14 protein-coding genes and 1 tRNA gene are annotated in these 12,962 nt (G+C 52.3%); 9 read left to right on the top strand and 6 right to left on the bottom strand.

Going from position 1 to position 12,962, the window contains the following annotated elements:
- Positions 1–84: 84 nt before the first annotated feature.
- Positions 85–276: a hypothetical protein gene (locus tag NGAR_RS13295; RefSeq protein ID WP_015020291.1), complete on the bottom strand. Its 192-nt coding sequence runs from the start codon at positions 274–276 to the stop codon at positions 85–87.
- Positions 277–340: 64 nt separating this feature from the next.
- On the opposite strand from NGAR_RS13295, the gene NGAR_RS13290 reads away from it, so the two are divergent.
- From NGAR_RS13290 to NGAR_RS17795, 3 genes are all read left to right on the top strand, one after another.
- Positions 341–520 carry a hypothetical protein gene (locus NGAR_RS13290; protein WP_015020290.1) on the top strand — a complete coding sequence of 60 codons (180 nt, stop codon included), beginning with the start codon at positions 341–343 and terminating at the stop codon, positions 518–520.
- A 254-nt stretch (positions 521–774) separates the two neighbouring features.
- The gene (locus tag NGAR_RS13285; protein ID WP_015020289.1) at positions 775–1,227 is read left to right on the top strand and encodes a hypothetical protein; all 453 of its coding nucleotides are present in this window, start codon (positions 775–777) and stop codon (positions 1,225–1,227) included.
- A gap of 316 nt (positions 1,228–1,543) precedes the next feature.
- Entirely contained in the window at positions 1,544–1,702 is a 159-nt protein-coding gene (locus NGAR_RS17795) for a hypothetical protein (protein ID WP_187147513.1), read from the top strand.
- Here the strand turns inward: NGAR_RS17795 and NGAR_RS13280 are convergent.
- The 3 genes from NGAR_RS13280 to NGAR_RS13270 all read right to left on the bottom strand — a co-directional run bounded on the left by NGAR_RS13280 (position 1,683) and on the right by NGAR_RS13270 (position 3,194).
- A complete protein-coding gene (locus NGAR_RS13280; RefSeq protein ID WP_015020288.1) occupies positions 1,683–2,714 on the bottom strand; it encodes a site-specific integrase in 1,032 nt (343 codons plus the stop codon). The genes NGAR_RS17795 and NGAR_RS13280 overlap by 20 nt on opposite strands.
- Positions 2,711–2,965, bottom strand: coding sequence for a hypothetical protein (locus NGAR_RS13275; RefSeq protein WP_015020287.1), 255 nt, complete (start codon positions 2,963–2,965; stop codon positions 2,711–2,713). Before NGAR_RS13275 ends, NGAR_RS13280 begins: the two co-directional genes overlap by 4 nt.
- Positions 2,966–3,047: 82 nt before the next feature.
- Positions 3,048–3,194 (bottom strand) — tRNA-Leu (locus NGAR_RS13270).
- A 151-nt stretch (positions 3,195–3,345) separates the two neighbouring features.
- Between NGAR_RS13270 and glmM the strand changes: the two genes are divergently transcribed.
- From glmM to infB, 6 genes are all read left to right on the top strand, one after another.
- A complete protein-coding gene (glmM, locus tag NGAR_RS13265; RefSeq protein ID WP_015020286.1) occupies positions 3,346–4,719 on the top strand; it encodes a phosphoglucosamine mutase in 1,374 nt (457 codons plus the stop codon).
- A gap of 70 nt (positions 4,720–4,789) precedes the next feature.
- Positions 4,790–5,176 carry a 50S ribosomal protein L7Ae gene (gene rpl7ae / locus NGAR_RS13260; RefSeq protein WP_148681467.1) on the top strand — a complete coding sequence of 129 codons (387 nt, stop codon included), beginning with the start codon at positions 4,790–4,792 and terminating at the stop codon, positions 5,174–5,176.
- Positions 5,177–5,197: 21 nt separating this feature from the next.
- On the top strand, positions 5,198–5,413 hold the full coding sequence (locus tag NGAR_RS13255; protein ID WP_015020284.1) for a 30S ribosomal protein S28e: 216 nt from the start codon (positions 5,198–5,200) through the stop codon (positions 5,411–5,413).
- Between the two features lie 15 nt (positions 5,414–5,428).
- The gene (locus NGAR_RS13250) at positions 5,429–5,644 is read left to right on the top strand and encodes a 50S ribosomal protein L24e (protein WP_015020283.1); all 216 of its coding nucleotides are present in this window, start codon (positions 5,429–5,431) and stop codon (positions 5,642–5,644) included.
- A 28-nt stretch (positions 5,645–5,672) separates the two neighbouring features.
- Complete coding sequence (gene ndk, locus NGAR_RS13245; protein WP_015020282.1) at positions 5,673–6,077, top strand: nucleoside-diphosphate kinase; 405 nt, start codon at positions 5,673–5,675, stop codon at positions 6,075–6,077.
- Between the two features lie 3 nt (positions 6,078–6,080).
- Entirely contained in the window at positions 6,081–7,874 is a 1,794-nt protein-coding gene (gene infB, locus NGAR_RS13240; RefSeq protein ID WP_148681466.1) for a translation initiation factor IF-2, read from the top strand.
- A gap of 3 nt (positions 7,875–7,877) precedes the next feature.
- On the opposite strand, the gene trxA is transcribed toward infB, so the two are convergent.
- Positions 7,878–8,237: a thioredoxin gene (trxA, locus tag NGAR_RS13235; protein ID WP_015020280.1), complete on the bottom strand. Its 360-nt coding sequence runs from the start codon at positions 8,235–8,237 to the stop codon at positions 7,878–7,880.
- A 43-nt stretch (positions 8,238–8,280) separates the two neighbouring features.
- Positions 8,281–12,945: a S8 family serine peptidase gene (locus tag NGAR_RS13230; protein ID WP_187147512.1), complete on the bottom strand. Its 4,665-nt coding sequence runs from the start codon at positions 12,943–12,945 to the stop codon at positions 8,281–8,283.
- Positions 12,946–12,962 lie beyond the last annotated feature (17 nt).

Here is a 12,962-nt window from a genome sequence, read left to right as displayed (position 1 = left end):
CGCGGCAGTCGTGCCTCTCCTTTCCTCGTTCTTGCTAGTGAGCGTGCATTCTCCAAGTGTACCGATGGTGAAAAATCTGGAATTCTATTTTCTGTTGCCATCCTTGGATGTCGTTTCTGCTTCCTTCAATTGTTTCAGTGCAAAATTTATCGTATGCGAGTAGCTTCCAAACCTCAATCTTTCGATCTCTTTTGTGACCCATTGGTACAGATCGTCTTCCAGCGTTATCTGCAATCTTTTCATTTGTTTGTGTATGTTTGTGTATGAATGTATCATAAAGGCATTGTTCTACACAATCTTTATATTATACAGCTATTGTGTAGGATTGTGTATAGCACATATGCCCAGAATCAATCTCACAGTAAACGACGATAACTATCAATTCCTCAAACAGATGAAAGATTCCGGCAGGGCCGCTTCGCTGAGCCATGCTGTGAGGCTGGCCATACAGGAATATCGAAAGTCGGTTGCACGAAAAAGCAGGGACGGGGAAAACAAGAGGAGGTTTGACGAAGGATGACGGACGCTGAAGGAACTGTTTCACAGCCACGCCGCCTCTGCTCTGCATTGGAGAAGGAGATGGAGAAAACCCGTACAAACTGCGAAGCTGAAAGGGAAGGCATTTTGAAGTTCTTGCTGAGAGGACATCGTGAAGCGTGTTATGGCTCCAGGTAATAATCATGCCAGTTATGCAGCTATGTTATGAAGACCCAAATATGGCAAGTACTAGAAACAATCTCTATAAATGGGAGACTGTGAAGGCGTGAACTGAGCGTGTTCTCTTCCGGCCCCAACATACGCAAGATACAATTCTGGTCCGATATGCAGGGAAAAGAGTTTGCCGTCCGCCTTTCAAGTGATTACGACTTTAGAGCAGTCTCGAACCCTTCTGTAAAATATACCAAGCTGGTTGAAGAAGCGGGTTATTTCAGCGACATGGACTATGACTGGAACTTCTTGCTGGAACACTGGATGGGTGTAAAAAATGGAAGTGTCAGGCTGTTGGACGACGACGGGCGTGGTGGAAGGAGGCCACTACGCCCTGCTGCATTTGACCTGCCCGACGTGGATAATGATGTTTCTGCAGTCAAGAAACCCAATGGGCGGGGAGCAAAAAGAGAAAAGCCCAAACCCCTTCTGAAGTGCCGGTACTGCATGCTGTCCTACAATTCTGAAAAGGAAAGGCATGAGCACGAAGTGACCTGGCACGCTGAAAAGATGAAATAGAATTCGAATCAACCCGACTAACTCTGCACCGAATGAATTGATATCGGTCGCCGTCATTTTTAAGCCCCTGTGATCGAACGGTGTATGTATGTGCGCGCGCTCTATGCCATCAATATTAGAGCGACGAAGCTCTCTGCATTTAGTACAGAGCTCTGTTGACTTCATGGACAATAACGAGACATAGAGGTAGTAAGGCATCATCAGTCGCCAAATGTAACGATCCATCCGACAAATATGGACGCCTGCCAAAAAGTCAGATGTAGATTTGCCAACGTCCTGTTTTACCGCTTTTTAGCCGTGTGTAATATTTGCCATCGTGGAAGAAGAAGTGGAGGGAGAGGAGGACGAGTATGTCATTGTCAGAAAGAGCAAGCTTCTGGAGCTAAAGCAAGCTATGGACGAATACAGGCTTCTTCTTGAGAGGCTGAGAAATGACCTGGAGAAGATAAAGGAGATCAGGCAGAAGGAGAGCTGATGACTGCCTTCTTTGTCGTTGTTCCGGTCATCATCAGCTCTTCCAGCATCCGAAATATCTTTTTCTGTACGTGTTCGTGCTCCTTTACCGTTCTAGTCAGTCCTTCAAGCGTGCTCTGCTCCCTCTGTGTTATTTTGATTGCCAGCTTCTCGTCGATTATGTAGCCGCATTTGGTACACCTCTTTGCCCCTGCATTCTGTTCGCCGCACCTTGGACATGTCTTGAGGGCCAGCCCGTTCTTTTTCCCGCCTTCTGGAAGCAGGCCATGCTCCTTCAAAACGGCTTCCTCAAGGTCCGATTCGCTGAGGTGGATGTATACGTCCATCATCTCCGTTCCTTTCTTCCAGTTGCCAAACCTCTTGAGTATCTGGTCAGGATGCTTTTTTGCAACGTCTGTAAGCTTGGTATGCCTCAGCAGATAGTTCCAGACCTTTTTCTTTATCCCTGCCTCTAAAGCCGCCTTCTTTACCACTTTGCGGAGGTACCCGTAGCCAACGCCCTTGCCTGTTGCAAATGACCACCACAAGGGAGCGTCCAAGTTGTCCTTGAAGGGGTGCTGCTCTATCCAGTCAAGCAGCAGCCTGTACGACAGCAACAGAGGCACCGTCTTTTCGCCTGTCTTGCCTACCGTCGTTACCACGGCGACCTTGTCTTTGAATAGTACTCCGCCAACAGTCATGTTCAAAAGCTCGCCGGGCCTGAACGCCCCTTCATAGAGGCACATCACCATGGCCCTGTCCCTGCCGGGAAACCTGCTTATCTTTGGTATGGCATCCAGCAAAGCTTCGATCTCCTCCCCGGTGAGTAGGTCCCCGGGCCTTATCTCCCTCTTCCGGCCGTTCTTGACATATACTTCTGGCCTTATCCACGATACTTCGGGGACATAGTCTCTTCCATCCCTCTTTTCCCCTATCTCCCCCGCCTTGGCAAAATGTACAAGCCTCTTTATCGCCTCTGCAAAAGCCCTGTTTGTCTTGCCGGCATATTTTTTATCAGATATTATGCTCCTCACGCAATCTTTGCAATCGTCTTTAGTAGCATTTTTAATATTATTCGGCGGCTCGCAAACCATTGCATGATAATTGGTAGCCTTGCGGCATAATAGACGACCCTGCCCTTGGATAGGCCGTGGTCGCCAAGTGCGTCTAGGAACTCTGATGCAACTTTACCATTTCCTGTTTTATCATCATCGTCAAACTGCTCTAGCCGCCTCTTGATAGAAAGTATCTTGGTTGTATAGTTGTATATGGAATCGCTGTCCATTCTTTTGCCATTAAAAAAGCTCTGAACAGGCTTTAAGGCAGGTATTTGATCTTGTTCATACCGCACCATACTAGTGTAAAAGTGCGGGGGGTGGGATTTGAACCCACGAATCCCTAAGGAACAGGGTTGTAGGAACCAGTCCGGCTCATTCTAAGCTTCGCACTCTTCTTCTCTTTTGCTGTAAAAGAAAAAGAGACCTGCGCCGTTGACCGGGCTTGGCAACCCCCGCCCAAGCTGCAAGAGCTGGCAAGCCAAATTTATCTATTATTAATATAAATTGACGATTCGCGGCGTGACGTGGAGTGAGTCGCAGCCCGCTGACGGCTATGACACAGACTAACTAATATTGATTATATAGTATAGCGGCATTTGAAAACTAGATGCAAGCAGCGGCCAGGCAACGGCTATTTGGGACAAACGGCGTACGCGGGGTCTACGGGCAGGAGCTCACTCACGATCTGGTAATCGACCTATGCTACGCACTGGGCACCTACTTTGGCAGGGGCCCGATCGTAGTTGGGCACGACGGGCGCAAGTCAAGCCCAGTCCTGTCAAGGCTCGTCAGGGCAACTCTCAACTCTGCCGGACTTGACACAGCCAACGCCGGCTTGGTGCCAACTCCGTGCCTGCAGTATGCTGCAAAGCGCCTTGGGTACCGCGGGGGCATTATGATAACCGCGTCCCATAACCCACCCCAGTATAACGGGATCAAGCCTACCGCTTCTGACGGAGTTGAGATTTCCCGGGAAGACGAGTTGAGAGTCGAGGACATTTACTATTCAAAAAAGTTTGCAAAAATAGACGGCACTGGCCGTGATTCCATTGACGACAGTGTCATAAGCAAGTACATCGACGCGGTGCTTTTGCTGGTCGATGCTGACAAGATAAGGCAGAAAAAACTCACGGTGGCAATGGATACGGGCAATGGCGCGCAGGCCGCCGTCGCGCCGCTTGTAGCCAAAAAGCTGGGCTGCAAGGTGATCGTGATAAACGGCAACATCGACGGCGAGTTCCCGGCGCGCGGGTCAGAGCCGACCCCTGACAACCTTGGGGTGCTTGCAGAGACTGTTAGGTCTGCAAGGGCCGACTTTGGAGTCGCGTACGACGGCGACGGCGACAGGAGCATCTTTTGCGACGACACGGGCGCTATATACATGGGCGACAAGACCGGCGCGCTCTTTATCAGGCACCTGCTAGCAGGCCGACATAAGGGATCTGAAGTCGTCTGCCCTATAAACACTTCAATGATTTTGGAAAAGGTGGCAGAGCAGGCCGGCTCCAAGGTAGTCTACACAAAGGTTGGAAGCGTCGAAGTATCAAGGGAGATGGTGAGGCGCAGATCTCCGCTCGGGCTTGAAGAAAACGGCGGCTTTATGTACGGCGCACTCAACGAAGTGAGGGACGGGGTGATGGCCACCGCGCTTGCGCTTGACATGCTTGCCGCGTCTGCCGTCGATATGTCGTTTTCGCAGCACATTGCGCAGCTGCCACAGACGTTCCAGTACAAGAGCAAATTTGCGTGCCCTTCAAGGGAGGTGGTCGACAAGGTTATCCAAGCCTGCAAAGACCATGGGAGCCCGAAAAAGGTCGAGACGCTGGACGGTGCCAAGATATGGATAGACGAGGAGACCTGGGTCATGGTGAGGCCGAGCGGGACTGAGCCCCTTATCAGGATGTATGCAGAATCGACCGACAAGTCGTTGCTTGATTCGAAGGTTGACGAGTACTGCAGGCTGGTCCAGTCTAAAATGTAAGCATGGACAACGTTTTTAATACGCTTACTATCCTACAGAAGAAAGATGATCCCAATGGGTGATACCAAAAATGAGTAAACCATATTACGTCAAGATGGAAGTTTCTAAGGATCTGGTAAACGCGGTTTATGAGGCAGTGCGCGTAGCAAAGCAGAGTGGCAAGGTCCGCAAGGGCACCAATGAGACCACAAAGGCCGTCGAGCGCGGCATTTCAAAGCTTGTTGTAATTGCCGAGGATGTCGAGCCTCCAGAAGTGGTGGCACACCTTCCGATCCTCTGCGAAGAAAGGAACGCGCCGTTCATCTTTGTCCCAAGCAAGCAGCAGCTTGGCATGTCACTTGGAATCGACGTCGGCTCTGCAGCTGCGACGATCATTGATCCTGGCGAGGCCCAGCATATCGTGGAGCAGGTAGTCACTTCAATTGGCAACCTGAAGGGCGCGGCCAAGAAAGGGTAGAGAAACGGTGGCTGACAGAAGATGAGCAAGGCAGCTGAAGAAAAGGTCGTTCCTGCTGAAGTCATTCAAATAGTGGGCAGGACCGGCATCGCAGGTGAAGTTATTCAGGTTAGGGTCAAAGTTCTCGAAGGCAAGGACAGGGGCCGCATCCTCACAAGGAACGTCAAGGGCTCTGTCAGGATGAACGACGTCCTGATGTTGAGGGAAACGGAGCGGGAGGCCCGCAAGATAAGGTAAGGTGATATTGTTATCATGAGCAAGACGACAGCAACATCGCTACGCAATTGTTTCTTCTGCGGCAGGCACATCACCACCGGCCACGGAGTCATGCTTGTAAGGAACGACGGCCAAGTCCAGTGGACGTGCTCTAGCAAGTGCAAGAAAAACCTGCGCGTTCTTCAGCGCGACGCACGGAAGCTAAAGTGGACAAGCCGATATGTAAAGGGCGGCCTACGCATGAAAAAGTAGAATAATAATAGTAGTAGATGAAAAAAATATGGCAGTCGAGCAGACTCTTATTGTAGTCAAGCCGGACGGGTTCAAGCGCCAGCTGACGGGCAAGATATTGGCAAGGTTTGAAGAAAAGGGCTTCCAGATAAAGAACCTAAAGTCGTATAACTTTACCAAGGAAAAGGCGCAAGAGTTCTACTCTGTGCACAAGGACAAGCCGTTCTTTGGCGAGCTGGTCTCTTTTATCAGCTCTGGCACGGTAGTCGCGTGCATCTTGGAAGGCAATAACGCGGTTAATACTGTCAGGCTCATGATAGGAGCCACCAAGTCGTTTGAAGCGGCGCCGGGCACAATAAGAGGCGACTTTGGACTTGGCTTTACTGACAACATCATTCATGCCTCCGACTCCCCTGAAAGCTTCATAAAAGAGTCGCGAGTCATTTTCGGTTGACACGTGGAACTTCGTCAGCCTGTTGTAGTTGTTCTTGGTCACGTAGACTCGGGCAAGACTTCGCTACTGGACAAGATTCGCGGAACAGCGGTCCAGGCCCGCGAAGTCGGAGGGATCACGCAGCATATCGGCGCCAGCTTTTTCCCAGTTGAAACCATCAAGGAGATGACTGGGCCCCTCTATGCAAAGCTTGCAAAAGCTGAAACTCCGATACCAGGACTGCTCGTGATTGACACGCCGGGGCACGAAGTTTTTGCCAACCTGCGCGCACGCGGCGGATCTGCAGCTGACATTGCCATAGTTGTAGTAGACGTAAACAAGGGGTTTGAAGCGCAGACGATTGAAAGCATCGATATTTTGAAAAAGCGCAAGGTGCCCTTTGTCGTGGCGCTCAACAAGGTCGACATGGTCACCGGCTGGAGGGCCTCTGGCAGGTTCATTTCTGAAGAGGTGAAAAAGCAGGATCCAAGCGTCCAGATGCTGCTTGACGAAAAGGCATACGCCGTAGTAGGAACGCTCTCAAGGCTGGGGTTCCTGTCTGAAGTGTTCTGGCGCGTCAGGGATTTCACAAAGGAAGTGGCCATAGTGCCTATCAGTGCAAGGACCGGCGTCGGGATACCCGAACTGCTGGCCGTGCTGGTGGGCCTGACTCAGCAATACATGGCAAAAAAGCTCGAGCGGCATGAAGGGCCAGCAAAGGGTATCGTGCTCGAATCTAGCGAAGAGGTCGGCCTCGGCCCGTCGGCAAACATCATATTGCTTGACGGCACCCTGCGGCATGGCGACATCGTGGTTGTAGGCAAGCGCGACGGTGCAGTCGCTACCAAGACAAAGGCGCTTTTGCTTCCAAAGCCGCTTGATGAAATGCGCGATCCTCGTGACAAGTTCAAGCCTGTCACCGAAGTCGTTGCGGCTGCAGGATTAAAGATCACATCGCCCGATCTTGAAGGGGTGCTTGCAGGCAGCCCGCTTTATGTCTACGATCAGAAAAAAGGTAAGGAAGAGCTTGAGCACCTAAAGTCACTTGTCGAATCAGAGATCAAGACTGCCATAGTGAGCAACACCGAGACCACCGGCGTTATTCTGAAATGCGATACGATAGGCTCGCTTGAGGCAATAACAGACCTGCTGAGAAAGGAAAACGTGCCAATCAGGATGGCAGACATCGGCAACATCACGAGGAGGGACATCGTCGAGGCGTCCGCGGTAAAGGAGAACGACCGCTACCTTGGAGTCGTGCTGGGCTTTAGCGTCAGGGTGCTTGACGACGCGCAGAAAGAGGCTCAGGACAGGGAAGTCAAAATTTTCAACGAGCAGATAATCTACAACCTTGTCAGAAGTTACACTGACTGGGTGGCGTACCAGCGCGAACACGAAGAGTTGATACTGTTCAACGAGCTGCCGCCTATATGCAAGTTCCAGTTCATGAAGGGGTTCATCTTTAGGCGCAATGACCCTGCAGTCTTCGGAGCTGAGATCCAGATAGGCAGGCTGAGGCAAAAAGTTCAGGTCATCAACGAAGAGGGTAAGAAGGTAGGCACCGTGCACCAGATCCAAGAAAGCGGCAAGGCGATTGAAGAGGCTACCACAGGTATGCAGGTGGCAGTGTCGATAAAAGAGCCGACCATTGGCCGGCAGATAAACGAGGGCGATATATTCTATACGGACATCAACAGCAGACAGGCAAAGCAGCTGCTAGAGAGGTTCAACCACCGGCTGAATGAAAAGGAAAAGGAGGTCTTGGACATGCTCGTTGCTATGAAAAGAAAGAACGACCCGACGTTTGGGTACCTGTAATCACTACTGGTACTTCTGGAGCAGCCCTTCCAGACCCTTCTCGCCGACTGCACCGACCGCCCTGTCGACAGCCTTGCCGTTCATGAACATGATGAACGTCGGGATTGCGTAGACGTCGTAGCGCATCGCGACACCTTGGTTGTCGTCAACGTTCAGCCTTCCAAATGACACCTTGTTGCCGTATTTCTTGGACAGCTTGTCAAATATGGGAAGCATGAACTGGCAGGGACCGCACCATGTTGCCCAGAAATCTACCAAGACTGGCTTGCTGCCTCCTACCACCTCGTCAAAGTTCTTTTCTCCAAGTTCGATCAGGTTGTTGCTGGCGGCGTGCATGCTTGCAGTCTTTTTGTCCTCACTCATGTGTCTCTCTGGTATTAAAAGTGAGTTATTTACTATTTAAGATTTATTGATGGTAGTCAGAGGCCCGGCGTCTTGTAAAAATAATAAACCATGCCACGCTTGCAATCCCACCGCCGGCCGCAAGGCCGACAAGGATGGCAGACATGATCCGGGGAGCCGCGTTTGCCACTATTATGGGCATGCTTATTGTCCCTTCGTTGCCCGCAATGTCAGTCGCTACAAGCTTTAGCTCATACTCGCCGTCTGGAAGCTCTGTAGTGTCAAGCTGGTATTCGGGCATCCCTGTAACGTCTATGCTCTTCCTGTCGCCCACCTGCAGGGTCACGCTGCGGATGTTTGGATCGTCGGTTCCCAAGACTACTGTGACCATGTCTCTCAGGTCCTGTGGGTTTGCGTTGATAAAGGACAGCGACGTTGCTGGGGGCGTCCTGTCGATCACCACTCTGATGTCCTGAACCACCCTGTTTCCTGCAACATCCTGAACATCTATTGTGTAGAGGTATTCGCCTTCAGGCAAGGTCGAATTGAGTATCGTAAAAGAAGACGATAATGTTTCCGATTGAATCTTGCTGCCATCATAAGCGGTGATGCTTACCGGCGACACTATGCCATTATTATCAGAAATATTCCACATCAGGGCGCCGCCTCTTGCAGTCACTATCGTATAGTTCTCTGCATTGCGTATGCCAGCATCTTCCTGCATGTAGATATTTACTACTGGCGGCGTCCTATCAACCTCAAATGTGGATACGAACGAGGTGGTGTGGCCTACAAGATCCATCGAATCTATACGTAGCCTGTGAGTACCTTCTGCCAGCACGGTGGTATCAACAACCAGATCAAAGGTACTGTTGTTGCTTCCAGTACTAATAATGACCTTGTCTGGTATGACCGGGTCGCCAAAGTCTATCGCGTATTCATAGCTGGCTAGGTTCTCTTCTGTGATTGTCACCGGAATCCTATGCTCTCCTGCGCGCAAGTATTTTGGAAGGTCTATGCCTATCGCCGGCGCAGCGCCGTCTGGCAGTATCGTAGAGAACTTGGCCTCTACCTGCAGGGGCTCGTATAGGCTGTTTCCGTGGAACAGAGTATTGTGCAAGAGAACAGAGTACACGCCTGTGCCGTTCACCGGAACATGAAGCAGCGTCGAGTTCTCGCCGGCATTCTGGCTGAAATAGAATGCGCCGCCCTCGCTGTAGGAGGTCGTCCCGAGCCAGTCGTTGCTGGGCCACCCAGAAAAGATCTCAAACACGCCAGAGGGTACGCTTGTCGCCACCATCCTGCCGTCCGGGCCAAAGGCCATCGCGCTGATGCTAGTAGAGTTGTGCGGCCACGATATCTTTAGCGTCATTGATGTTATCGTGCTGTCGTCCACCATAAAGTGGTATGACCTCCAATCGCCGGCAGAATACCTCGAAGTCATGTCAAACAGGCCGCCCACATAGCCGTTTGGCCGCAGGCCAAGGTCCTGCTCGCCAATGCTGGCGTCAGGCACCACCACCACTGGCACGTCCTTTGGCACCGGCTTGCTCGTGACAACATAGCTCACCGGCATCACAATCTGGTGACTGCTACTGCTGCTACTACTTTCACCTGCTGCTGGCTTGATCAGTATCGAGCTGTAGTAAATGCCCGGCAGTGTTTCTTCGGCGACATGTATGGTCGCCGTGACCACTTCCTTGTTGTTGGAGTTGACATTCAGGGTGAGCTTGCCGTCTCCTTCCGCTCCGTCAAGCGTGATTGCGGGGTTTGGCTGCCTTTCGTAAAACTCGATCGTGAGCGTGTAGTTCATCGCAGTCGAGTTTATCCGCCTGTCGCCCTGCCAGAACGAAAACACCGTCGGGACGGGATACACTCCTATCAGAGGGGTGTTCTTGAATTTTTCATTCGGATCTGATATTCTGAGCTCTTGCACGGTGCCCCACGAGCCGCCCCTGTTTATCATCGAGGTTTCAGCGTATGACACTTTGCCGTCCAGATTGCTGTCGGACCAGTCGTAGGCGTAAACCGAAGCGATGCGCAAGTGGTCGGCGTAAAACTCTGTCGTGTTCATGAAACTTTCAAACGGAAAAGTGACTCTTGCGACCATGAGGTCCGCGTTGTCCGGCACGCCGCCCATTTCGTCAATGCTGAAATAGTTCGGGTCGTATCCAAAATCTACCGAGCTGTACAGTGGATCTTTTTCAAACAGCCGCGTCGTGTTGTGCAGTTGGTACCTGCTGACGAGCTTTTCTATTGCGCCGGTGACCTCTACCTCCATGTCCTCTGCCGACGGGTTCTCAATTACGATCTGCGCGGAGGCAGATCCGCCCTGACTTATGTGACCGGCGAACCACCTGCCGTCCCTGAATTCTGCGCCAAGCTTCTTCTCTGCTACTCCCTGTCCGCCCTCGATTATGCCAAGCACGTCGCTGTATGAGTGGATTGATTTGGACATTGCGGACAGCACGTTTGGAACAGTGTCTTCAGTGTATGCCATGAGTTGGTCGTTTTCACCTTTTGCAAGCCTGATTGCAGCCAGTGCGTCAACCCTGCCAGAGCCCTGAACAAACGGATCGTTCTTCAGGTCAACAGCCGACGACATCAGTATCGTCTTGATTTCAAACGGGTCGGGTTCCTTCCCTTGCGACCTCATGTCCTCGATCACAAGCGCCGCCGCCCCGGCGACCATCGGCGCGGCCATGCTGGTGCCGCCAAAAAGCGCGAACGCACCATCGTTGTTCGAGTCATCGGCAGTGGTCTTCAAGTTCTTCAGGTTCACTATGGTCGGCGTGAACGCGTACGATCCTATGGCCATCAGCTCAGGCTTGGGGTCGCCTAAAAGCCCCGGCCCTCTGCTTGAAAAGTCTGCCACGTCGTCAAAGTAAGTCGCCCAGTTGCCAAACCGCGTGACATTCTCAAAGCCGTTGTAGCCAACGTGCACGTTGTTGGTCGTTGCCCCGACAGAGATAGCAAGAGGCGAAGCGTTTGGCGCGCCCACTGACCCGTACCCAAGGCCGTTGTTGCCAAGGCTGTTGACAAACAGCGTGCCGGGATAATCGTCATCAAGCAGGCCGGGAACCACTAGGAGCGACGAGATCACCGACAGCACGTCGTACCCTGGCCCGTACTGCAAAAGCGGGAACGATGCGACGCCCCAGCTGTTGCTGATAATGTCGGCCTTGTGATCGCCGCTGTAGCGCCACACGCCGTCCTCGCCCAGATCAAAGCCTGATGAGTAGAGCCAGCCGTACAGCGAATCGCCGGCCCACAGCGCCTTGACAGGAATTATCTTTGCGCCCGGAGCAATGCCTGCAAGGCCGTACATCGTGCCGTCATCGTAAATGTTGTACTGCTGCTCGCCCTTTGAAGCCACTGTCGCGGCGGTGCCGGTCCCGTGGCCGGCGATGTCGTACATTACTCCAAAGTAGTTGCCGGCAGGGTCGAGCGGCTCGAGCAGGTCTGCAACGACCACGCCACCGTAGCCAGTCTCTTCGCCCAAGACAGGCTTGGTCTTGTTGCTGCTTGCCACCACCTGCCACAGATCGACCACCCTTGCACCAGCAGTCCCAGCGCTAAAGTCTGGAAAGCCGTCGTCGTTGTAATCGTATGTCAGAAATTCATTGCCGTCACCAAGCTTGATGGGAACATCATCTGTAAAATCATACGAGGGCTCGCTAAAAAGGTGCTCCACATGCGCCAGCCGCGCAAGCTCGTTATGGGTGTAGAAATACCACCCAGAGTACATGTCGGGGATTATCGTGTCGTACACACCTGGCTCTTTGCTGTCAACTACAAGCACCGGCACGAGCCCAAACGTGAGCGTGCCAAACTGCTGCTGGAGCTGGTAAATTATGCCAAAGTGGTAGACGCCGCTTGCAGACCGGATATAGTCAGTAGGACTGCGCCCTATTATCCAGTCAACCCTTGCTGTCGCATTGACAACAGGCTGGCCGAATATCGGGTAGAGCGGGTTGTAGGTGGGTATGTTGCCAAACGTCGTCTTGAGAAAGACAGTGCCAGTCTCGTTGGCATAGGCCCATGAAGTATAGCCTTCCGGCGGGCTGTCTTCTGTATAGTCGCCGTCCACTATTGCCCCAGATGGGTCTGTCTTGGCCACATACGTCGCCCTTGTCAGCACGATCCCCTGTCCGTCTGCGTCCAGCATTATGGGAACACCGTTTTCGTCCCTTGCAAGGGCATGCATCATGTCAGGGTTTGAAAAGTCTGTACCGGTATCAACTATGGCCACCGTCACCCCTTCGCCGGTGATGTCGTACGTGTCGGCCACCTTGTCAGAGCCAATTATCGACGAGCCAGAAAGCCTGCCGGGGCTTCCTATCTGATCTTCTCTATAGTCGAACTGAAGCGGCGAGTCGGCCGCGTACGAAAAGCCCAGATTTTGGGGTAATGGCGATTGCGATACTGCCACGCCAAGGAGCCGCTGCTGGCTATACTGCTGCGTCGATCCTCCAAAGCTTACGACGTGCGCGCTCTTGCCAAGAGCCGCGATGTTGCCAGAGCCATAGACAAGCGTCCTGCCGACATTACCATTGTATTCCATCCTGCCGAGGTCGATAGCTCCAAAATCCGTCTTGATCGCGTTCTTGTCGACCGGCAGGCCGTTGACGGTTACAATGTCGTCGCCCTTTAGATATGGCAGCGACTTGCTGAAAAGCGAGGTGAGCGGGCCGGATTCTCTGATTGGCAGCGAGTATGCTGCCGGCACTGCCAAGGAAGCGGTTG

It is taken from the genome of Candidatus Nitrososphaera gargensis Ga9.2 (assembly GCF_000303155.1).
Taxonomy (GTDB): Archaea; Thermoproteota; Nitrososphaeria; order Nitrososphaerales; family Nitrososphaeraceae; genus Nitrososphaera; species Nitrososphaera gargensis.
The sequence above is the reverse complement of the archived record's forward strand: the minus strand, read 5'-3'. Positions and strand labels throughout refer to the sequence as shown.